Genomic DNA, 20,244 nt, shown 5'->3' on the forward strand with positions numbered 1-20,244 from the left:
GCCGCCGGCCGCGCCGCCGGCCGCCAGGCGGGCCTCGCGCCGCTGATGGMCGACATGGCCCAGGCCGCCGCCGAACCCGACACCCCGCGCCAGGTCAAGGCGGCCATCGCCCAGGTCATGGCGCTGAGCGCCCGCATGGACGGCCAGATCAGCGGCCCCGAGATCCGCCAGGCCCTGCAGCGCTCCGGCCTGTTCCTGGAGGCCCGCCTGGCGTCCAGCGGCCAGGCCCAGCGCCAGCAGACCGGCACCCTGACCGCGCCGCCCAAGGCCGTCCCGACGCCGACGCCCAACAGCGACATGAAGGCGGCGCTGCTGGTGTTCCGCGAGGTGGTCAAGGCCTGGGCCGGCGGCCTGCCGCCGACCTCGGCCCAGGCCGGCCCCGTGCCGAGCGCCCCGCTGAACGCGCCACCAGGCCCCGCCGCCACGGCGGCGGCCTCCGCGGCCCAACTTGCCGGTCGCGGCACGCCCCAGGCCCTGACCGCCACGACCACCTCGGCGACGAGCGCGTCGGTCGATCCGGCCGCCGCCGATCCGGAGACGCCAGTCCCGCCGCCCGCCGACGACGGCGCGCCCGCGCTGGCCAAGCCGGCCGGCGGCTGGCCGAACGTCAACGCGCCCTGGCAGGCCGTCCGTCCTCCCCCCGCGCCGCCGCAGCCCCCGCCCTTGCCGGCCTTCGGGGCCATCGTGGCCGAGGACTTTCCGCCGACGCTCCTGGCCATGCCGCGCACGGCCTCGGCGGCCATGGCCTATGGCGGACCCGAGGCCGCGCCTGCGCCGCCGTCCCAGACCCCGCCGCCCTATGCCGGGGCCCCGACCCACGCCCAGGCCGCCGCCCAGCCGGGCTTGCCGACCGGCGCGGGCCCCCACGCCGTCGCCCAGCGCCTGTTGACCGAGACCAGCGCGGCCTTGGCCCGCACCGAGCTGCTGCAGATCGCTTCGCTGCCCGAGCCGCCGGCCGCCGGCCGTCCGGTGGACGACCACGCCCAGCGCTGGGTGTTCGACATGCCGTTCATGACCCCGCAGGGGCCCGCCGCCGCCCAGTTCGAGATCAGCCGCGACGGCGGCGGCTCGGGCGGGGAGGGCGGCCACGCCCTGGGCCGCACCTGGCGGGCCCGCTTCTCGCTGGACGTCGAGCCCATGGGTCCCGTCCACGCCCAGGTGGCCCTGACCGGCGACCGGGCCCGGGTGTCGCTGTGGGCCGAGCGCCCGTCCGCCATGGCCCGCCTGCGCACGGGCGAGGAACGCCTCAACAGCGCCCTGCGCGAGGCCGCCCTGGAGCCCGAGGTGGCCTTCCACACCGGCCAGCCGCGCGCCTCGGCCGCCGCCCCCGGGCAATTCCTGGATCAAGCTACATGAGAGGGGCCACATGACCGGCCCGATCCGCTCCGCCGGACCGCGCATCGCCGTGGCCCTGCAGTACGAGGAGCCGGGCGCCCCGCGCGTGGTGGCCTCGGGCCGCGGCTGGGTCGGCGACAAGATCATCGAGACCGCCCGCGAGCACGGCGTGCCGATCGAGGAGAACCCGGCCCTGGCCCAGGCCCTGTCGACCATCGAGCTCGACGAGGAGATTCCCGAGGCGCTCTACGTCGCCGTGGCCGAGATCCTGGGCTTCATCCTGCGCAGCGCCGAAGGGCGCTAAAGAAAAAGGCCCCGCTTTCGCGAGGCCTTTTCCAATCCAGCGATGCCGACGCGCTCAGCCGCGCGTTTCGACGGCCGCGTAGTCGCGCTGCGTGGCGCCGGTATAGAGCTGGCGCGGACGGCCGATCTTGCGCGAGGGATCCTCGAACATTTCCTTCCACTGGCTGATCCAGCCGACGGTGCGGGCCAGGGCGAACAGCACGGTGAACATGTTGGTCGGGAAGCCCATGGCGCGCAGGGTGATGCCCGAATAGAAGTCGATGTTCGGGTACAGCTTGCGGTCGATGAAGTAGGGATCGCTGAGGGCGACCTTTTCCAGCTCCATGGCCACGTGCAGCAGCGGGTCGTTGATGCCCAGTTGCTCCAGCACCTCGTAGCAGGTCTTCTGCATGACCTTGGCGCGCGGGTCGAAGTTCTTGTACACGCGGTGGCCGAAGCCCATCAGCTTGTACTTCTTGTCCTTCACGCCCTGCACGAAGGCGGGGATGTTCTCGACCGTGCCGATCTCTTCCAGCATCTCCAGGGCTTCCTGGTTGGCGCCGCCGTGCGACGGGCCCCAGAGGCAGGCGATGCCGGCGGCGATGCAGGCGAACGGGTGAGCGCCCGACGAACCGGCCAGGCGGACGGTCGAGGTCGAGGCGTTCTGCTCGTGGTCGGCGTGCAGGATGAAGATGCGGTCCATGGCGCGGGTCAGGACGGGATTGGGGACCCAATCCTCGGCCGGCACCGAGAAGCACATGCGCAGGAAGTTTTCCGAGTACGACAGCTCGTTGCGCGGCGTCACGAACGGACGGCCTTGCGAGTACTGGAAGGCGCGCGCGGCGATGGTCGGCATCTTGGCGATCAGGCGATGGGCGCTGATCTCGCGTTGCTTGGGATCATCGACGTTCAGGCTGTCGGCGTAGAAGGCCGACAGGGCGCCGACCGCGCCGGTCATCACGGCCATCGGGTGGGCGTCGCGGCGGAAGCCCTGGAAGAAGCTGTCGAACTGGGCGTGCAGCATCGTGTGGTAGGTGATGTTGCGTTCGAACTTGGTGAATTCATCGGCCGTCGGCAGTTCGCCGTTCAGCAGCAGGTGGCAGACTTCCAGGAACGAGGACTTCTCGGCCAGCTGGTCGATCGGATAGCCGCGGTGCAGCAAAATGCCGGCGTCGCCGTCGATATAGGTGATCTTGCTTTCGCACGACGCCGTCGAGGTGAAGCCCGGATCGAAGGTGAAGTGGTCGGAGTCGGCGTAGAGCTTCCGCACGTCCAGCACGTCCGGACCCGTGCTGCCCTTGAGGATCGGCAGGTCGTAGTTCTTTTCGCCGATCGTCAGCGTGGCTTTGTCGGTCATGCGAGAGACCCCTTCAAGAGTGGAACGGTCAGTCCAGTTTTCGATTTCGCGGTTGCGTTATAGCGCCTCATGCGCGCGACGCCAGGGCGTCGTCAAGTCGCCCCAGAGACTCGTCGCGGCCGAGGGCGGTCATGATCTTGTTCAGGTCGGGCGCCTGGGAGCCGCCGGTGAGGATTCCGCGCAGCGACGGACCGAACTTGCCGAAGCCCACGCCCTCGGATTCCGCGAAGGATTTCAACAGGGTTTCCAGCTCCGACACGCCCCAGACCGGCGCCGCGCCCAGCTGAGCGCGCAGGCGGGTCAGCCGTTCCACGGTCTCGTCGGTCAGTTGCTTGACCGTCTTTTCCTCCAGCGCCAGCGGACGCACCTTCAGCGCGAAGGCGCAGTGCTCGGCCAACTCCAGGATGGTCTTGGCGCCTTCCTTGACCTGCGGCACCACGGCCAGCAGGCGCGCGGCGGCGTCGGCCGGCAGCTCGGCCTTCTGGGCCTGCAGCGCCTTTAGCGTCAGGTCGGCCAGGCGGCCGTCCTCGGCCACGCGCAGGTGCTGGCCGTTGATGAAGTTCAGCTTGGCCCAGTCCAGGCGGGCGGGGGCCTTGACCACGTCCTTGACGTCGAACCAGCTGACCGCCTGTTCGTCGCTGAACACCTCGTCGTCGCCGTGGCCCCAGCCCAGGCGGGCCAGGTAGTTGCGCATGCCCTCGGGGATGTAGCCCATGTCGGCGAACTCGCCGACGGCCTGGGCGCCGTGGCGCTTGCTGAGCTTGGCGCCGTCCGGGCCGTGGATCAGCGGGATGTGGCCGAAGGCCGGCAGGGTCCAGCCGTTGGCCTGGTAGATCAGGGTCTGGCGGGCGGCGTTGTTCAGGTGGTCGTCGCCCCGGATCACGTGGGTGACGCCCATGTCGTGGTCGTCGACCACGACTGCCAGGTTGTAGGTCGGGGCGCCGTCCGCGCGCAGCAGGACCAGGTCGTCCAGGTCGGCGTTGTTGAAGGTCACCGGGCCCTTGACCAGGTCGTCGACCAGGGTCGTGCCTTCGGTCGGACCCTTGAAGCGGATCACGTGCGGCAGGCTCGGGTCGTTGGGGGGCGGGGCGTCGCGCCAGGGCGAGCGCAGGGCCGGACCGCCGGCCCTGGCGGCCTCGCGGGCCGTGGCCAGTTCCTCGACGGTCATCCAGCAGCGATAGGCGCGGCCGGCGGCCAGCATCTCCTCGACGACCGCACGGTGGCGGTCGGCGCGGCTGTACTGGAAGACGACCTCTTCGTCGGACTTAAGGCCCAGCCAGTCCAGGCCCTCGAAGATCGCGGCGACGGCCGCCTCGGTCGAGCGCTCGCGATCGGTGTCCTCGACGCGAACAAGGAACTTCCCACCCGTATGGCGTGCATATAACCAGTTGAACAGCGCCGTGCGCGCGCCGCCGATGTGCAGGAAGCCGGTCGGCGACGGGGCGAAGCGGGTGACGACACCGGAAGTGGTCGTGCCAGAAGTGGTCGGGGGGGAATTGGTCATCGAGATCAAGGCTGACGGACTGGAGGCCACGGAAGTGGCGAGGACCGGGACGCCCGACAAGTCCTTGGGGGACAAGACCGGCGGCGGCTGGGCGGGGCGTCTTAGCACGCGTCTTCGCGAGCTTCCTAGCCTGGGAGCGGTAACAGCTTCGCTGATCGGTGAGATCGCCGCCAATCGCGAGCGCTGGATGCTGTGGTCGCCCGTGGCGCTCGGCCTGGGCGCGGCCGGCTATCTGGAACTGAAGGCCGAACCGTCCTGGGCGCTGCTGGTCGGAGCGGCGGCGGGATTGGCGCTTCTGGCGTGGCTGGTCGGGCGACGCTCGGCGAGCGGCCTGTCGGTCTTGCTGGTGCTGGCGGCTTTCCTGGCAGCTGGGGCGGTGGCGGGCAAGGTCCGCTCGCACGCCGTCGCCGCGCCGATCCTGGCGGGCGAGCGGACGGTGATGACCGTAGACGGCTTCGTGGTCGACGTGGTCAGTCCCGGCGCGGGCGGGCCGCGCCTGCTTATCGCGCCGGTGCAGATCAGCAGGCTGGCGCCCGAAGAAACGCCCAAGCGGGTGCGGGTGACCGTCGAGGCCGAGGACATTCCCGCGCCGGGCCAGGCGGTCCGCCTGCGGGCCATGCTGGGACCGCCGCCGCCGCCGGCCGCGCCGGGGGCCTACGACTTCGCCCGCGACGCCTGGTTCCATGGCGTGGGCGGCGTCGGTTTCGCGATCGGCCAGTCGCGGCCCACGGCGCTGGACTCGCCGCCCTGGCGGCTGCGCGTGGCCATGGCGGTCAACGCCTTCCGCTGGCGGCTGGCCAGCCGCATCGTCGACGACATGGGCCCCGAGCGCGGCGGCATCGCCGCGGCCATGGTCACCGGCCACGAGGCGTGGATCACCAAGGATCAGACCGAGGCCATGCGCGCCTCGGGCCTGGCGCACATCCTGTCGATCTCGGGCCTGCACATGGCCATCGTCGGCGGCTTCGCGTTCGGCCTGGTGCGCCTGCTGATCGCCGCCTGGCCGTGGGCGGCGCTGCGGGTCCCGGGCAAGAAGGTCGCGGCCCTGGCGGGCCTCGCCGCCGTCGGGACCTATCTGGTGATCTCCGGCGCGCCGCCGCCGGCCATGCGAGCCGCAATCACCGCCACCGTGGCCTTCGCCGCCATCCTGTTCGACCGCCAGGCCATCACCCTGCACGGCCTGGCGATCGCGGCGCTGATCATCCTGCTCGTCCAACCCGAATCCGCGGGCGCGCCCGGATTTCAAATGTCGTTCGCCGCCACGGCTGCTCTCGTGGCCCTGGCCGAGGCCTGGCCGCGTCCGGTGCGTGAGATCTCCGTGCCTTGGCCGATCCGGGCGTTCCAGGCGGCCAGCGGCTGGCTGGCGGTCAGCGTCGGGGCCAGTTTCGTCGCGGGCATGGCGACCGGGCCGTTCGCCATGCAGCACTTCAACCGCGTGGCCGTCTGGGGCTTGCCGGCCAACCTGGCGGTCGCGCCGCTGTCGTCGTTCGTGATCATGCCGTTCCTGGCGCTGGGCGCGGCCCTGGAGGGCTTCGGCCTGGGCGAGCCGTTCCTCACCGTGGCCGGCTGGGGCATCGGCGCGATGATGTGGATCGCCGAGGGTTTCGCCAACGCCGGCGGGGCCCAGCACGTGGTGGCCAGCGGCCCGCCGTTCACCCTGGCCCTGGCCTTCGTCGGATTGATGCTGCTGTGCCTGTGGCAAGGCCGCCTGCGCTGGCTGGGCGTGCCCCTGGCCCTGGCGGTGGCGCTGTGGCCGCGCGCGACGCCGCCCGATGTCTGGATCGCCCCGGACGGGACCACGGCGGCGGTGCGGCAGGGCCGCGAGGCGGTGCTGCTGCGCCCCGACGCCCGCCGCTTCGGGGCCGAGCTGTGGGGGCGTCGCCGAGGCCTGATCGTGCCGGAGGGCGTCGCGCCCAGCCCGCTCTACGCCTGCGACCGGCGGTCGTGCGCCCCAGCCGCCGATGCGCCCGTGGCCTTGGCTCTGTCGTGGAGCAAGTCCGCCCCGGACTTCGAGGTCCTGGCGGCGATGTGCGCCGAGGCGGAGATCGTCGTCCTGCGCGGGGCCGCGCCGCTCATCCCGCCGGCCTGCCGCGACCGGATCGTGCTCGACGCCGACGACTTCGCGGCCGGCGGTGCGGCCGAGCTCTATCGGCGCGGCGGCGAATGGTGGATCGTCTGGGCGCAACCGCTGCGGGGCGTCAGGCCCTGGACCGGTGTTTCGGAGCGCTAGACATGCCCAAGGCCAGATGTTGAGAGTTTGGGGCCGGCGCAGTTCGGCCAATGTCCAGAAAGTGCTGTGGCTGGTCGGCGAGCTGGGCCTGCCGCACCAGCATATCCCGGCCGGCGGCGACTTCGGCGGGCTGGACGAGCCGGCGTTCCGGGCGATGAACCCGCACGGCAAGGTTCCGGTGATCGCGGACGGCGAGGTCGTGGTCTGGGAGTCGCACGCCATCCTGCGCTACCTGGCGGCCGCCCATGGCGCGGACCGGTTCTGGTCCGAGGATCCGGGCCCCCGCGCACCGGTCGACGGTTGGATGGATTGGGCGCAGACCGCGCTGCAGCCGGCCTTCCTGGGCGGGGTTTTCTGGGGCGGCTATCGCACGCCGGAGGCCCAGCGCGACGAAGCCGCCGTGGCCAGGGCCCTGGACCAGACCGCACGCTGCCTGAGCCTGGTCGACGCACAGCTGGCGGACCGCGCCTTCGTCGTCGGCGAGACCCTGTCCCTGGCCGACATCGCCATCGGCGCGCACCTCTACCGCTATTTCGAGCTGGAGATCGAACGACCCGCCTTGCCGCGCCTGCAGGCCTGGTACGAGCGCCTCCGGGCTCGTCCGGCCTACCGGGAGCATGTGATGGTCCCGTTCGGCGAATTGGAGGGACGGCTGGCTTTCTGAGCCCGAAGGCGAGGTCGGGCGTTAGGCCTGGAACGAACGACGGAGGCGATCATGGAACGCCAAGGCGGCTGCGCCTGCGGGGCGGTGCGATACGTGGCGGAGGGCGGACCGCTGCGGGTGGGGCTGTGCCACTGCATGACTTGCCGCAAGCGCCACGGCGCGCCGTTCAACGCCTTCGCGGCGTTCCGGACAGACCGGGTGCGGATCGAGGGTTCGCCGGCGATCTGGGCCGGCGCCGAGCACGGCCTGCTCCACGGCTGTCCGACCTGCGGCTCGCCGCTGTTCTGGACGGCGGAAGGCGAGGGCGACGGCGAGATCGAGATCCATCTGGGCGGGCTGGACGACACTGGCCAGTTCACGCCGCAGTACGAGGTCTGGGTGAAGCGGCGCGAGCCGTGGCTGCCGCCGCTGAACGTGCCGCAATATGTGGAGAACCGGCCGGCGGGGATGGCGTCTTAGCAGCCCGCGCGGCGAACCCCCTCCGGCCCTTCGGGCCACCTCCCTCAAAAGGGAGAGGACGAGATACGAAAAGGGGACAGGCACATGTGCCTGTCCCCAGCCGCAGCGTTGATGTCCGCCGAGAACCTAATGATAGCGCCGGATCAGGCCCACCAGCTTGCCCTGCACCTCGACCTGGTCGGGGCCGAAGATGCGGGTCTCGTACTTGGGATTGGCGGCTTCCAGGGCGATAGAGCCGCCCTTCTTGCGCAGGCGCTTGAGGGTGGCTTCCTCGCCGACCAGGGCCACGACGATCTCGCCGCTGTTGGCGGTGTCGCCCTTCTTGATGATCACATAGTCGCCGTCGAGGATGCCGGCCTCGATCATCGAGTCGCCCTGGACCTCGAGCACATAGTGCTCGCCGCTGCCCAGCATGGTCTCCGGCACCGGCAGGCGCTCGCGTTCGTGCTGGATGGCGTCGATCGGGGTGCCGGCGGCGATGCGGCCGAGGATCGGCAGCTCGCGGGTGGTGTCGGCGGCGATCGGCGCGCCCGGCGCCGACGGCGGCTGGCCGCCGCCTTCCAGCACCTGGGGCTTGAAGGTTCCTCGCCCCTTCGGCGGCGCGGCCGCCGTGGCCTGCTGGGGCAGCTTGACCACTTCCAGCGCCCGGGCCCGGTGGGCCAGGCGGCGGATGAAGCCGCGCTCTTCCAGCGCCGTGATCAGCCGGTGGATGCCCGACTTGGACGCCAGGTCCAGCGCCTCCTTCATCTCGTCGAAGGAGGGGGAGACGCCGGTCTCCTTGATCCGCTCGTGGATGAACATCAGCAGCTCGTGCTGCTTGCGCGTGAGCATGTCCGGCCTCGCCAGTCGTCGCGGAACAAACCGCAAACCTCTGTGAATGTTCTCTAGGTGTTCTTCGTTGATGTCAAGTTAACGGTGTTCGCCGGGAGGGCGGGCGAATTCCCGAGGAAATACAGAGTCCGGACTGGGGCGAAGCGGGGCGAACGGGTGATCAAGGCCGCCCCGGAGGGAATCAGGCGGCGTTGACCCCGCCTGGTGGGACCCGTCGCGGATTGCGGACCCTGACGGAGTCCGGCTACGGAGTCGGAACGCGCGGCAGGTTGGAGAACCGGATGGCGACGGGCGAGACGATCACGCTCAGGCTGACGATCCAGGACCCCGTTCCCGGATGCGCTTACAGCCTGCAGGACAAGAAGAGCCAGGCCGTCGGTCAGGTCGTCGCCGGCGGCGGGCCGCTGTCGTTCGACGTTCCCGTGCGCGTCGCGCCTGGACCGAAGTTCCTGGGGGAGTTCGTCCGCAGCGAAGGACCGGAGCGGCGCTTCGTCTACATCGCCATCGGAGGCCAGGCCGGCGCGGGGGCGTCGCCCTGGAGCCGGCGCGCCAAGATCGACATCCACACGCTGCCGACCGACCTGCTGGATCAGGCTCTGGCCGGCAAGGTCCTGGAGGCCCGCTTGCCCGGAAGGGACAAGGACGGCGGTCCGGCCTGCGCGACGGTGCGCCCGCTAGGACCCTGGCGGGTCGCGGACTGACCGGGTCCTAGCCCAGCAGCGCCTTCGTCGCCGACGCCACGTCGGCCTGGCGCATCAGGCTTTCGCCGACCAGCATGGCCTTGGCGCCGGCCGCTTCCATGCGCACCGCGTCGGCGGCGACGAACAGGCCGCTCTCGGTGACCAGCAGGGCGTCCTTGGGAGCCTGGGCGGCGAGGCGTTCGGTGACGGCCAGGTCGACCACGAAGCTCTTCAGGTCACGGTTGTTGATCCCGACCAGGGTCGAGCCCAGCTTGCCGGCCCGGTCCATCTCGGCCTCGTCGTGCACCTCGACCAGGGCGTCCATGCCCAGGCGCGCGGCCTCGGCCATCAGGTCGGCGGCCAGGGCGTCGTCGATCATCGCCAGGATGACCAGGATGGCGTCGGCGCCCAGGGCGCGGCTCTCGGCCACCTGCCAGGGGTCGACCAGGAAGTCCTTGCGGATGCAGGGCAGGGCGACCGCCGCGCGGGCGTCGATCAGGTAGCCGTCGGCGCCCTGGAAGCTGGGGCCGTCGGTCAGCACGGACAGGCAGGCCGCGCCGCCGGCGGCGTAGGCGCGGGCCAGGGCCGGCGGATCGAAGTCGGCGCGGATCAGGCCCTTGGACGGCGAGGCCTTCTTGATCTCGGCGATCAGGGCCAGCCTGCCGGGCGCGTGGTGCGCCTCGAGCGCAGCCTTGAAGCCGCGCGGGCCGTTGGCGGACTTGGCCGCGGCGTCCACCTGGGCGAACGACCGGCGACGCTTACGATCCGCTACGTCCTCGCGCTTGTAGGCGGCGATCTTGGCGAGGATGTCAGTCATGCTGGGGTCACTTGGGCGGGCACGGGTTCACTGTTGGTGGCGGCCACCAGACCGGCCAAGGCCGCCTGGGCGCGGCCGTCGTCGAGCACGGCGCCGGCCAGTTCGACGCCTTCGCGCAGGGTCTCGACCTTGTCGGCCACCAGGAAGGCGGCGGCGGCGTTGAGCATGACGATGTCGCGATAGGCGCTCTTTTGGCCGCCCAGCAGGGCGGTCAGGGCGGCGGCGTTGAAGGCGGGATCGCCGCCGGTGATGTCGGCCAGGGCCGCGCGCGGTAGACCGACGGCTTCGGGGGTGATCGTGAACAGCCGCAGGGAGCCGTCGCGCCATTCGGCGACCTCGGTCTCGCCGGTGGTGGTCAGCTCGTCCATGCCGGCGCCGTGCACCGACCAGGCGCGCTCGGCTCCGAGCGCACCCAGGGCCTTGGCCACCGGCTCGACGAAGCGATGGGCCGAGACGCCGACCACCTGGCGCTTGGCGCCGGCCGGATTGGTCAGCGGGCCCAGCAGGTTGAAGATGGTGCGGAAACCAAGCTGCTGGCGGATCGGCGAGACGTGCTTCATCGCGCCGTGGTGCGACTGGGCGAACAGGAAGCAGATGCCGGCCGTATCGAGCGCGTGGCGCTGCTGGGCCAGGCTGGCGTCGATATTGACCCCCAGGGCGGCCAGAACGTCGGCGGTGCCCGACTTGGAGGTGATCGCCCGGTTGCCGTGCTTGGCGACCTTGAGGCCGCCGCCGGCGGCCACGAAACCCACGGCGGTGGAGATGTTCAGGGTGTGCAGGCCGTCGCCGCCGGTGCCGCAGACATCGATGACGTCATACGGGTGCTCAAGGTGGATGGCCGCGCGGCGCATGGCGCGGGCGCAGGCGGTGATCTCGCCCACGGTCTCGCCGCGCAGGCGCATGGCGGTGACCGCCGCGGCCACCTGGGCGGGCGTGGGTTCACCGCGCAGGCAGGCGGCGAAGAAGATCTCGGCGTCGTCCTCGTCGAGGGTCTGGCCGTCGGCGAGCTTGGCCAGCAGAGGCTTGAAGGCGTCCGACATGATCTAGACCCAGATCGCCGCGTCGCGCTGGACCTTGGCCAGGTCCAGGAAGTTGGCCAGCAGCTGGTGGCCGCCCTCGGTGGCGATGGATTCGGGGTGGAACTGCACGCCGTAGACGGGACGGGTCTTGTGCTGCACGCCCATGATCTCGCCGTCCTCGGTCCAGGCGGTGATCTCCAGGTCGTCGGGCAGGGTGGCCTTGTCGACCGCCAGGCTGTGATAGCGGGTGGCGATGAACGGGTTGGGCAGGCCTTTGAACACGCCCTGGTCGTTGTGGAAGATCTTGCTGGTCTTGCCGTGCATCACTTCCTTGGCGCGGATCACATCGCCGCCATAGGCCTGGCCGATGGCCTGGTGGCCCAGGCACACGCCCAGGATGGCCAGATCGTCCGGCGCGCCGCGCAGCAGCGGCAGGCAGATGCCGGCCTGGTCGGGGGCCTTGGGGCCGGGCGACAGCAGCACCGCGTTCGGCCGCAGGCCCAGGGCTTCCTGCACCGACAGGTCGTCGTTGCGGTGCACGACGGTGTCCGCCCCCAGCTCGTTCAGGTAGTGGACGAGGTTGTAGGTGAAGCTGTCGTAGTTATCGATGACCAGGATCATGACGCCGCCAAGCTCTTGAATGGACCGCCCGAACGCTGCGGGCCCTGCGCGGTCGTGGACGCAGGGTACATCGTTCAGTTCAGCTCGGGTTGCAAGGCCTAGGGCTCGGACCTGGGCCAGCGGGACGGCGGCGTGACGCCGCCCGCTGGCGGTGGTGATCCGGCGGCCGACCAATCAGGCCGGCAAGGCCTCGACATGGCGCGCCAGCTTTTCGAGCGTCTGATAGCCGTATTCGACGGCGCCGAAGCCGATGCCCGCGTCGCGCTGCGCCTTGGTCGGATGGATCTGACGCAAGGTGATCACGGTCTTGCCGTCGTCCTGTTCGTCGAACGTGATGGTCGTCCGGAAGCGGCCCGGATCGTCGTCGGTGTCCAGGCCGTGATCGAACTCGATCAGGGTCGGTCGCTCGATACGGAGGAACTGCATCCGGCTGGACCAGCACTGGCCGTCCGGCGCGGTCATGTCGAAGCGCCACAAGCCGCCGACACGGATGTCGATCTCCTTGGTCTCGATCTCAAAGCCGGCGGGGCCAAACCAGTGCGGCAGATGTTGCGGGTCGGCCCAGGCGGAAAACACGATGTCGCGCCGCGCATCGATGACCCGCGAGAGAACGATTTCGCGATCGAGCGCCCATTGCGAAAGCGCGGCGTTGGTGGACGAGGTCATGATCGGATCCTTCGATTGGGATGGATGTGTTGGGGCGTCGATGAGGCTTTCGAACCCCGGAGATCGTGGTCGCGGCGAGCCCGCCGTTCGTGGAGCTCGATCGTTTCAGCCTTCGCTTCCGGGCTTCTTCTCGATTGTCTTCACATAGGCCTCGAGCTGATCCAGGCGGGCCTCCCAGACCGCACGGTGCTCGGCCAGCCAATGTTCGGCCTCGGTCATGGCGGCCGGCTTCAGGCGGCAGGTGCGGACGCGCCCGCTCTTCCGGGATTCCACGAGGCCGACGGCCTCCAGAACCCGGACGTGCTTCATCAGGCTGGGCAGCGCCATGTCGAAGGGGCGGGCGAGTTCGCCGATCGAGGCGTCGCCCTCGCCCAGGCGCGCCAGGACGGCTCTCCTGGTCGGGTCGGCGAGGGCGCCGAACACAAGGTCGAGACTCGATGATAAGTTATCCATGTGGCTAACTATCTGTGCGTGTCGACGGTTGTCAATAACAGTTATCTGATTGGCTAACTAAATCGCGCGGAGCGAGGCGGCCCTAGCCGCCTAGCCGCCTAGCCGCCAGCCCGCTTCGCCAGAGCCGCCGCCATCGCCGCCACGACGCTGTCCCAGTCGCCATGCGTGGGCTGCCGGAACTGATGCAGGTCCGCGTACCAGGGGCTGTCTTCGCGCCCCAACTCCCACCGCCAGCAGGTGTCGAAGCGATTGAGCAGCCAGACCGGCGTGCCTATGGCCCCCGCCAGGTGGGCGACGGCGGTGTCGACGGTGATCACCAGGTCGAGATTGGCGACGACGGCGGCGGTCTCCACGAAGTCGGTCAGGTCGTCGCAAAGGTCGAGCAGGACCATGCCGGCCGGCGGGGTCCTGGCCTGGGCGGCGGGGGCGTCCTTCTGCAGCGAGACGAACGAGACGCCCGGAACGGCGGCCAGGGGCGCCAGGGCGGCCAGGGTGACCGACCGCTTGCGGTCGATGGCGTCGGCGTGCGGCTCGCCGGGGCGCAGGCCGCCGGCCCAGACCAGGCCGACCTTCAGGCCCTCCAGAGACGCCAGGCGCTGCGCCCAGGCCGCCACGCGGTTCGGATCGGGGCGCAGATAAGGCGCGCCGTCGATGGTCTGGTGGTTCTGGTCCAGCACGCCGGCCAGGCTGAGCAGCGGCAGGTGGGCGTCGAAGGCGGGCAGGGGATCGCCGCGCCCGATGACCTCGATCCCCGGCCATTGGCCGCGCAGCAGGGAGACCAGCGGCCCTTGCGTCTCGAAGACCAGCCGCGCGTCGGGCGCCAGGCGGGCGGCGGCCAGCGGAACCAGGCGGCAGAACTGCAGGGTGTCGCCCAGGCCCTGTTCGGCGTGGATCAGCAGGACGCCGCCGGGCAGGGACGAGCCGTCCCATTCGGGCTGGGCGAAGCCGCGCAGGCGAACCCGATAGCCGTCGGTCTTCCAGCGCCAGTGATATTCCGCCCAGCCCTCCGGCAGCCGGCCAGCCAGCAGCAGGATCAGGCCCAGATTATAGTGCAGGTCGGCGTCGTCGGGCGTCAGGGCCAGGGCGGCGCGATAGACCCTCTCGGCGTCGGCGATCCGGCCCAGCGCGTGCAGCAGCACGCCCAGGTCGTTCATGATCCTGGCGTCGTCCTGCCGGCGGCGCAGGGCCTCCTGCAAGGCCTGGCCGGCGTCTTCCAGGCGCCCCTGGGCGTGCAGCGACTTGCCCAGATTGTGGCGGGCGTTGACGTAGCCGGGATCCCGGGTGATCGCGGCGCGGAAGCAGGCCTCGGCCTCGGCGTGTCGGTCCAGGCCGTCCAGGGCGATGCCGAGGTTGTCCAGGAACACCGGCGAGTCCGGCGACAGCGCGACGGCCCGCTGATAGGCGGCCAGGGCCTCGGCCTTGCGGCCCTGGCCGCGCAGCACGACGCCCAGGTTGCTGTGGACGTCGGCCAGGTCGGGATTGATGGCGATCATCCGGCGATAGCGCGCCTCGGCGTCGGCGAGGCGGCCGGCCTCCTGCAGGGTCACGGCTTCGGCGAACAGGTAGTGGAGATTGTCCGGCTCCAGCGCGACGGCCTTGCCGATCCAGTCCAGGGCCAGGTCGGGGCGGCCGAACTGTTCGGCCAGCAGGCTCATCCGTCGCCAGGCCTCGGCGTGGCGGGGATCGGCGCCCAGCACCTCGCTGTAGGCTTCCTGCGCCTCGGCGAAGCGCTGGGCCTGGTGATGGGCCAGGCCTTCCTGGAAGCGGGCGGCGATCAGGTCCTGCACGGCGACTCTCCGCGAACGGCGTACTCGAGCGGCGACTATTCCAGACTTGGGAGCCGGCGCACGCGATTTGCGACGATATGGGACATTGCGGCGCACGGGGGCTCGGGCATGCTGACGTCATGAACCCCGCTGATTCCGCCCTCGATTCCGCCGCGATCGCCTATGCCCGGGCCCTGCTGCGCAAACCGATGCGCCGGCAGAGGATGGGGCCGGTCCTGGCCGCCGCCGCCTTCGCGGCCTTGAGCGCGGTGACCTTCGCCACGGTGATGATCATCGCCCCGCCGGCGGTCGTGCAACATCTGCCGTCGGAGCGTCTGGGCGACTAACGACCCGACGGCGCCTGCTCATCGGGCGCCGGGACGCGGACGGGGCAAGCGTCGCCGCCGTCTATTGCCAGGTCTTGCGATTGCTCCTCCCATGCCTCGCGCAAAACGAGGGGACGATCATGGGCATTTCGCGACGCCGGTTTCTCAGCGCGGTCGGTTCGGCCGGCGGCTATGGGGCCCTCTACACCACCATGATGGGCATGGGCCTGCTGGCCGCGCCCCGCGCCTATGCCGGAGCGCCCAAGCTGGGCCTGGCCGGGGGCAAGGGCGCGTCGGTGGCGATCCTGGGCGCGGGCATCGCCGGCCTGGTCGCCGCCTACGAACTGCGCAAGGCCGGCTACACGGTCACGGTGCTGGAGGCGCGCGAGCGGCCGGGCGGCCGGGCCTGGTCGGTGCGCGCCGGCTCAAAGATCATCCAGACAGGCCGGCCCGACCAGACGGTCGACTGGGCCGCCGGCAAGAACGACTACTTCAACGCCGGCCCCGCCCGCATCCCGCAGTGGCACCACGCCGTCCTCGGCTATTGCCAGGAGCTGGGCGTGCCGCTGGAGGTGATGGTCAACGCCAACCGCTCGGCCAAGCTGGACTTCGCCGGTCAGGTGGTCACCGAGCGCCAGGCGGTCAACGACACCCGCGGCGCCTTCACCGAGCTTCTGGCCAAGGCCGTCGACAAGGGCGCGCTGGACCAGGAGCTGACCGGCCTCGATAAGCAGAAGCTGCTGGGCTACCTGTCGGCCTACGGCGACCTTTCCAAGAATAGCTACGCGGGCTCCACGCGGGCCGGTTTCCTGGCCTCGCCGGGCGGCTATGACCACCCGCCCAAGGGCGGGCCGCCGCTGCGCATGGCCGACATGATGAAGTCCCAGTTCTGGGGCGCCAGCCTGATCTTCGAGGAGATCATCGACATGCAGGCCACCATGCTGCAGCCGGTGGGCGGCATGGACCGGATCTCCTATGCGCTCTACGAGGCGGTCAAGCCGGCCGTGAAGTTCGAGGCGGTGGTCAAGGAACTGCGTAAGACGCCGAAGGGCGTGAAGATCGCCTACGCCGACAAGGCCGGGGCGCAGACGCTGGAAGCCGACTACTGCATCTGCACGATCCCGCTGCCGGTGCTGGCCAAGATCCCGTCCGACTTCGCGCCCCGCGTGAAGCAGGCGATCGCGGCGGCCGAGTACCACCACGGCACCAAGGTGGCCTGGGAGAGCCGACGGTTCTGGGAGCAGGACGACTTCCAGTACGGCGGCCTGGGCTGGACCGACGAGGCCAACGAGCTGGTCTGGTATCCCAGCGGCGGCATCGGCGAGAAGACCGGCATCCTGGTCGGCGCCTATTCGATCGGCTTCTCTGGTCCGGCCGCGCCGCCGAAATACGCGGCCATGTCGTTCGACGAGCGCTTCGCCCTGTCGCGCAAGGTGATCGAGAAGTTCCACCCGGGCCACGGCAAGGAGTTGACCAAGCCCTTCACGGTTTCGTGGATGCAGACGCCGTACAGCGAGGGCGTGGCCGTGGGCTGGAAGGAAGAACAGCGCGCCACCGACTACGCCGAGCTGTGCAAGCCGGACGGCGCCTTCTACTTCGCCGGCGAGCACATGAGCTACATCAACGCCTGGCAGGAGGGCGCGGCGCTGTCGGCGCACGAGGCGCTGAAGCTGATCCAGGCAAGGGTGTCGGCGGCCTAGGGCCGCCGACACGGCCTAGGCGAAGCGCCAGGCCTCTTCGGCCGCGCGCTTCAGGGCCCGCGACTTGTGCAGGGTCTCGTCGTACTCGGCGTCCGGGTCGCTGTCGGCGACGACGCCGCCGCCGGCCTGGACGTACATCATGCCGTCCTTGACCAGGGCGGTGCGCAGCACGATGCAGGTGTCGACCGAGCCGTCGGCGCCGATGTAGCCGACCGCGCCGGCGTAGCCGATGCCGCGCTTCTCGATCTCCAGCTCGTCGATGATCTCCATGGCCCGCACCTTGGGCGCGCCCGAGAGCGTGCCGGCGGGCAGGGCGGCCATCAGCACGTCGACCGGATCCACGCCGTCCGGCGCGTCGCCCTCGACGTTGGAGACGATGTGCATGACGTGGCTGTAGCGCTCGATCTTGAAGCTGTCGGTGACGCGGACGTTGGCGCTCTTGCCCTTGGCGGCCGGATCGTTGCTGCCGGCATGCTTGAGCATCGCCACGCGGCCCACGTCGTTGCGGCCTAGGTCCAGCAGCATCAGGTGCTCGGACCGCTCCTTGGGATCGGCCAGCAGCTCCTTCTCCAGCGCCAGGTCCTGCTCGGGCGTGGCGCCGCGCGGACGGGTGCCGGCGATCGGGCGGATGGTGATCTTGCCGTCGCGCAGCCGCACCAGGATTTCCGGCGACGAGCCGACCAGGTTGAAGCCGTCAAGGTCCAGGAAATACAGGAACGGCGACGGGTTGGTCCGGCGCAGCGAGCGGTACAGCGCGAACGGCTCCAGCGGGAACGGCGCGCGGAAGCGGTGGCTGGGCACCACCTGGAAGATGTCGCCGGCCCGGATGTACTCCTTGGCCTTCTCGACGATCTCGGCGTAGTCGGCGCGGCTGACCGGGGTCGTGAACTCGGCCTGGCCGTGGCTCTGGCGCGGCGTCGACTGGGTCAACGGGCCCCGCAGGTCGGCCATCACCGCATCGATCCGGCCGCGAGCGGCGGCGTAGGCGTCGGCGGCCGACACGCCCGCTTGCGGCCGGGCGGTGGTGACCAGGATGATCTCCTGGGCGATGGCGTCGAACACCGCCACGATCGACGGCCGGGTCATGATCCCGTCCGGCAAACCCAGCGTGTCCTGATTGACGTCCGGCAGGCGCTCGGCCAGGCGGACCATGTCGTAGCCCAGGGCCCCGAACACGCCGGCCGACGGCGGCGGCAGGCCGGCCGGCAGCTCGATGCGCGAGCGGGCGATCAGGTCGCGCAGGCTGTCCAGCGCGCCGCCCGCCTGGGGCGTGAAGCGGCCGGCGGCGATGTCGTCGCCCTCGGCGATCTCGGCCTGGTCGCCGCGGCAGCGCCAGACCAGATCCGGCTTCATCGCCACGATCGAATAGCGCCCGCGCCAGGCGCCGCCCTCGACGCTTTCGAACAGGAAGGCGTAGGGCCGTCCGTGACCGATCTTCAGATAGGCCGAGACCGGGGTCTCCAGATCGTCGATCAGCCGGGTCCAGACCACCTGCGGGCGGCCGGACTCGTAGACGGCGCTAAAGGCGTCGAGCGCGGGCTCCAGGCTCATTGAGCCTTGCCTTTTTCCTTGGCCTTGGCCGGAGCCTTGCCGTCTTCGGCGGGCAGGGTGCTGGTGTCGACGCCAATCGCCTGGCGGGCCAGGGTCAGGTTGACCTTGGTCTTCAGCTGGGTCTTGGCGGCGTCCTGGGCGGACTGGCCGACGTCGCGGAACAGGCCCTGCGAGGTCTGCGGACGCATGGCTTCGGTGATCTGGGCCATCTGCTCGGGCGCGCCCGGATGGACCTTCTCGACCACGGCCACCAGGTAGCCGCCCTGCGGACCGCGCGTGACGAACGGCGCGCCCGGCTTGGCGCCGAACGTGCCCATCAGCAGGTCGCGGCCCATGGCCTGGAACTGGCGGGCGTTCTGGCGGCTGATGTTGGGGACGCGCTGCACCTGGGTTTGGGCCGAGGCGGCGACCGCTTCCAGCGACTCGCCCTTCTTGACCCGCGCCGACAGCTCGTCGGCCTTGACCTTCATGCGGGCCAGCAGGGTTTCCAGCATCCAGCGCTGGGCCAGGGGCTCGCGGATCTCGGCCAGCGGCGGCATGGCCGACGGAATGACCCTTTCGACGCGGACGGCGAAATATTCGCCCTTGCCGGCCTCGATCAGTTCGCTCTCGCCGCCCGAGGGCAGTTCGAAGGCGGTCTTCAGGGCGTCCGGGGTCAGGGCCAGGGCCGGCTGGCCGGTCTGGTCGACGCCGTTGGCGGCGATCGGCGAGGTGGTCTGCACCAGGGCGCCGGCCTTGGTCGCCGCGTCGATCAGGTTGGCGCCGCCGTCGTGGGCGTCCTGATAGGTCTGGGTCTGCTCATAGGCCTTGGCCTGGGCGGCCTGGGCCTTCAGTTCGGCCTCGATGGCCGGGCGCTGCGATTCCAGGCTGGGCATCGCGGCCGGGTTGATCTTGACCAGCTTGACCACCGAGACGCCGAGGTCGCCGTTGATCGGCGCGCTGACCTGGCCCGCCGTCAGGGCGAACACCGCGTCGGCCACCTTGCGGTCGGGCAGGGCGGACTTCGGCTTGGAGTCGATCATCACCGGCTGCTTGCCGTAGGCGCTGGCGACGACGGCCGGCTGGTCGCCCTTGGCCAGGCGCTGGGCGATCACCGCGGCGGCCTTGGCGTCGGGGGCGACGATCTGGACGTACGAGCGCGTCTCGGCCGTGCCTAGGGTGTCCTTGCGGAAGTTGTAGGTCTTGACGATGTCGGCCTCGGGCACGGTCACCGTGCTCTCCAGGGCCTTGGCGCTGAAGCGGGCCACCGACAGGATCCGGGTCTCGGGCCGGGTCAGCTGGGCGGCGTGTTCCTTCATATAGGCCTGGAGCTGGGCGTCGGTCGGGGCACCCGGCTTCTCGACGGTCGCGGGATTGACCGCGAAGGCGGCCAGGTCGCGGCCTTCCAGGCCGTAGGCGGCTTGCAGCGCCGAATAGATGCGCGGAGCGCGCAGGCCGGCGGCCACGGCGCTGAACAGATGGGTCTGGGCGATGTCGTCGCGCAGCGAGGCTTCGTAGCGCGCCGGGGTCAGCTCGTTCTGGGCCAGCAGGCGCTGGTACATCACCGAGTCGAACTTGCCGGTGATCGGATCGAACGGGCGCTGGCCCGGGGGCAGGCCGGCCAGCTGCTCGCGCAGGGTGTCGCCGACCAGCTTGTCGGACGGGCGCACGCCGATCTTGCGGACCAGTTCGGCCAGGGATTCCTGCAGGGCCAGCTGGGTCAGCATCTTGCGGTCGATGCCTTGCTGGACGGCGATGTCCGGCGTGATGATCTGGCCCTGGGCCTGCTCGCGCTTCCGATAGTTCTCGAACTGCGCCTTGAAGTCCTCCGGCGCCATGTTCCGCGACCCGGCCGCGATCACCCACTTGCCGGGGGGATGACGGAACACGTCGCTGATGCCGAACACCGCGAAGCTGACGATGAGCAGACCAAACAGGAGCACCGCGAACGGCGATTTGGCGAAGGAGCGGAAGCCGGCGAGCATGACTGGGAGAAACCTTCCT

At 70.5% G+C, this 20,244-nt stretch carries 19 protein-coding genes; 8 read left to right on the forward strand and 11 right to left on the reverse strand.

The genetic code is table 11. The features are described from left to right. Positions 1-1,356: flagellar hook-length control protein FliK (fliK, locus tag AC1DMQ_RS25135; protein ID WP_477036266.1), on the forward strand; the 1,356-nt coding region annotated here is incomplete at its 5' end. Between the two features lie 10 nt (positions 1,357-1,366). Next, a complete protein-coding gene (locus AC1DMQ_RS25140) occupies positions 1,367-1,639 on the forward strand; it encodes an EscU/YscU/HrcU family type III secretion system export apparatus switch protein (RefSeq protein ID WP_477036267.1) in 273 nt (90 codons plus the stop codon). 54 nt (positions 1,640-1,693) lie between these two features. On the opposite strand, the gene gltA is transcribed toward AC1DMQ_RS25140, so the two are convergent. Then, positions 1,694-2,974, reverse strand: coding sequence for a citrate synthase (gene gltA / locus AC1DMQ_RS25145; RefSeq protein WP_477036268.1), 1,281 nt, complete (start codon positions 2,972-2,974; stop codon positions 1,694-1,696). A gap of 67 nt (positions 2,975-3,041) precedes the next feature. Continuing rightward, positions 3,042-4,478, reverse strand: a complete 1,437-nt coding sequence (gene gltX, locus AC1DMQ_RS25150) for a glutamate--tRNA ligase (protein ID WP_477036269.1) — start codon at positions 4,476-4,478, stop codon at positions 3,042-3,044. Between the two features lie 34 nt (positions 4,479-4,512). On the opposite strand from gltX, the gene AC1DMQ_RS25155 reads away from it, so the two are divergent. From AC1DMQ_RS25155 to AC1DMQ_RS25165, 3 genes are read left to right on the forward strand one after another with little or no spacing between them, the layout of a single operon-like run. Next, positions 4,513-6,708, forward strand: a complete 2,196-nt coding sequence (locus AC1DMQ_RS25155; RefSeq protein WP_477036293.1) for a ComEC/Rec2 family competence protein — start codon at positions 4,513-4,515, stop codon at positions 6,706-6,708. A 16-nt stretch (positions 6,709-6,724) separates the two neighbouring features. After that, a complete protein-coding gene (locus AC1DMQ_RS25160) occupies positions 6,725-7,372 on the forward strand; it encodes a glutathione S-transferase family protein (protein ID WP_477036270.1) in 648 nt (215 codons plus the stop codon). A 51-nt stretch (positions 7,373-7,423) separates the two neighbouring features. After that, positions 7,424-7,831 (forward strand): GFA family protein, encoded by a 408-nt coding sequence (locus AC1DMQ_RS25165; protein WP_477036271.1) that lies wholly within the window; start codon positions 7,424-7,426, stop codon positions 7,829-7,831. A 126-nt stretch (positions 7,832-7,957) separates the two neighbouring features. Here the strand turns inward: AC1DMQ_RS25165 and lexA are convergent, their stop codons facing one another. After that, positions 7,958-8,662, reverse strand: a complete 705-nt coding sequence (gene lexA, locus AC1DMQ_RS25170) for a transcriptional repressor LexA (protein ID WP_477036272.1) — start codon at positions 8,660-8,662, stop codon at positions 7,958-7,960. A 281-nt stretch (positions 8,663-8,943) separates the two neighbouring features. Between lexA and AC1DMQ_RS25175 the strand changes: the two genes are divergently transcribed. Next, positions 8,944-9,363: a DUF5990 family protein gene (locus tag AC1DMQ_RS25175; protein ID WP_477036273.1), complete on the forward strand. Its 420-nt coding sequence runs from the start codon at positions 8,944-8,946 to the stop codon at positions 9,361-9,363. Positions 9,364-9,370: 7 nt separating this feature from the next. Here the strand turns inward: AC1DMQ_RS25175 and trpC are convergent, their stop codons facing one another. The 6 genes from trpC to AC1DMQ_RS25205 form a co-directional block, all read right to left on the reverse strand. Next, on the reverse strand, positions 9,371-10,159 hold the full coding sequence (trpC, locus tag AC1DMQ_RS25180; protein ID WP_477036274.1) for an indole-3-glycerol phosphate synthase TrpC: 789 nt from the start codon (positions 10,157-10,159) through the stop codon (positions 9,371-9,373). Next, positions 10,156-11,199 (reverse strand): anthranilate phosphoribosyltransferase, encoded by a 1,044-nt coding sequence (gene trpD / locus AC1DMQ_RS25185; protein ID WP_477036275.1) that lies wholly within the window; start codon positions 11,197-11,199, stop codon positions 10,156-10,158. The genes trpC and trpD overlap by 4 nt, the downstream gene beginning before the upstream one ends. A 3-nt stretch (positions 11,200-11,202) precedes the next feature. Continuing rightward, positions 11,203-11,799 (reverse strand): aminodeoxychorismate/anthranilate synthase component II, encoded by a 597-nt coding sequence (locus tag AC1DMQ_RS25190; protein ID WP_028037584.1) that lies wholly within the window; start codon positions 11,797-11,799, stop codon positions 11,203-11,205. Positions 11,800-11,973: 174 nt separating this feature from the next. Further along, positions 11,974-12,465, reverse strand: coding sequence for an SRPBCC family protein (locus AC1DMQ_RS25195; protein ID WP_477036276.1), 492 nt, complete (start codon positions 12,463-12,465; stop codon positions 11,974-11,976). Positions 12,466-12,570: 105 nt separating this feature from the next. Next, positions 12,571-12,918, reverse strand: coding sequence for an ArsR/SmtB family transcription factor (locus AC1DMQ_RS25200; RefSeq protein ID WP_477036277.1), 348 nt, complete (start codon positions 12,916-12,918; stop codon positions 12,571-12,573). A gap of 98 nt (positions 12,919-13,016) precedes the next feature. Next, positions 13,017-14,705 (reverse strand): tetratricopeptide repeat protein, encoded by a 1,689-nt coding sequence (locus AC1DMQ_RS25205; protein ID WP_477036278.1) that lies wholly within the window; start codon positions 14,703-14,705, stop codon positions 13,017-13,019. A gap of 119 nt (positions 14,706-14,824) precedes the next feature. Between AC1DMQ_RS25205 and AC1DMQ_RS25210 the strand changes: the two genes are divergently transcribed. Together AC1DMQ_RS25210 and AC1DMQ_RS25215 are read left to right on the forward strand one after the other, a co-directional pair. Further along, on the forward strand, positions 14,825-15,031 hold the full coding sequence (locus tag AC1DMQ_RS25210) for a hypothetical protein (RefSeq protein WP_477036279.1): 207 nt from the start codon (positions 14,825-14,827) through the stop codon (positions 15,029-15,031). A 119-nt stretch (positions 15,032-15,150) separates the two neighbouring features. After that, positions 15,151-16,710, forward strand: coding sequence for a flavin monoamine oxidase family protein (locus AC1DMQ_RS25215; RefSeq protein WP_477036280.1), 1,560 nt, complete (start codon positions 15,151-15,153; stop codon positions 16,708-16,710). A 15-nt stretch (positions 16,711-16,725) separates the two neighbouring features. Here the strand turns inward: AC1DMQ_RS25215 and trpE are convergent, their stop codons facing one another. Both trpE and AC1DMQ_RS25225 read right to left on the reverse strand, forming a co-directional pair. Then, positions 16,726-18,261, reverse strand: coding sequence for an anthranilate synthase component I (trpE, locus tag AC1DMQ_RS25220; RefSeq protein ID WP_477036281.1), 1,536 nt, complete (start codon positions 18,259-18,261; stop codon positions 16,726-16,728). Then, complete coding sequence (locus tag AC1DMQ_RS25225; RefSeq protein ID WP_477036282.1) at positions 18,258-20,225, reverse strand: peptidylprolyl isomerase; 1,968 nt, start codon at positions 20,223-20,225, stop codon at positions 18,258-18,260. Before AC1DMQ_RS25225 ends, trpE begins: the two co-directional genes overlap by 4 nt. Positions 20,226-20,244: the final 19 nt, after the last annotated feature.

The sequence above is a fragment of the Caulobacter sp. 05L422 genome (genome assembly GCF_056397765.1).

Coding starts and splice junctions, on each gene's coding strand:
- gltA (WP_477036268.1), bottom strand. CDS start 2,974: ATGACCGACAAAGCCACGCTGACGATCGGCGAAAAGAACTACGACCTG.
- AC1DMQ_RS25175 (WP_477036273.1), top strand. CDS start 8,944: ATGGCGACGGGCGAGACGATCACGCTCAGGCTGACGATCCAGGACCCC.
- AC1DMQ_RS25165 (WP_477036271.1), top strand. CDS start 7,424: ATGGAACGCCAAGGCGGCTGCGCCTGCGGGGCGGTGCGATACGTGGCG.
- trpD (WP_477036275.1), bottom strand. CDS start 11,199: ATGTCGGACGCCTTCAAGCCTCTGCTGGCCAAGCTCGCCGACGGCCAG.
- AC1DMQ_RS25225 (WP_477036282.1), bottom strand. CDS start 20,225: ATGCTCGCCGGCTTCCGCTCCTTCGCCAAATCGCCGTTCGCGGTGCTC.
- gltX (WP_477036269.1), bottom strand. CDS start 4,478: ATGACCAATTCCCCCCCGACCACTTCTGGCACGACCACTTCCGGTGTC.
- trpE (WP_477036281.1), bottom strand. CDS start 18,261: ATGAGCCTGGAGCCCGCGCTCGACGCCTTTAGCGCCGTCTACGAGTCC.
- lexA (WP_477036272.1), bottom strand. CDS start 8,662: ATGCTCACGCGCAAGCAGCACGAGCTGCTGATGTTCATCCACGAGCGG.
- AC1DMQ_RS25195 (WP_477036276.1), bottom strand. CDS start 12,465: ATGACCTCGTCCACCAACGCCGCGCTTTCGCAATGGGCGCTCGATCGC.
- AC1DMQ_RS25140 (WP_477036267.1), top strand. CDS start 1,367: ATGACCGGCCCGATCCGCTCCGCCGGACCGCGCATCGCCGTGGCCCTG.
- AC1DMQ_RS25210 (WP_477036279.1), top strand. CDS start 14,825: ATGAACCCCGCTGATTCCGCCCTCGATTCCGCCGCGATCGCCTATGCC.
- AC1DMQ_RS25215 (WP_477036280.1), top strand. CDS start 15,151: ATGGGCATTTCGCGACGCCGGTTTCTCAGCGCGGTCGGTTCGGCCGGC.
- AC1DMQ_RS25190 (WP_028037584.1), bottom strand. CDS start 11,799: ATGATCCTGGTCATCGATAACTACGACAGCTTCACCTACAACCTCGTC.
- AC1DMQ_RS25160 (WP_477036270.1), top strand. CDS start 6,725: ATGTTGAGAGTTTGGGGCCGGCGCAGTTCGGCCAATGTCCAGAAAGTG.
- trpC (WP_477036274.1), bottom strand. CDS start 10,159: ATGACTGACATCCTCGCCAAGATCGCCGCCTACAAGCGCGAGGACGTA.
- AC1DMQ_RS25200 (WP_477036277.1), bottom strand. CDS start 12,918: ATGGATAACTTATCATCGAGTCTCGACCTTGTGTTCGGCGCCCTCGCC.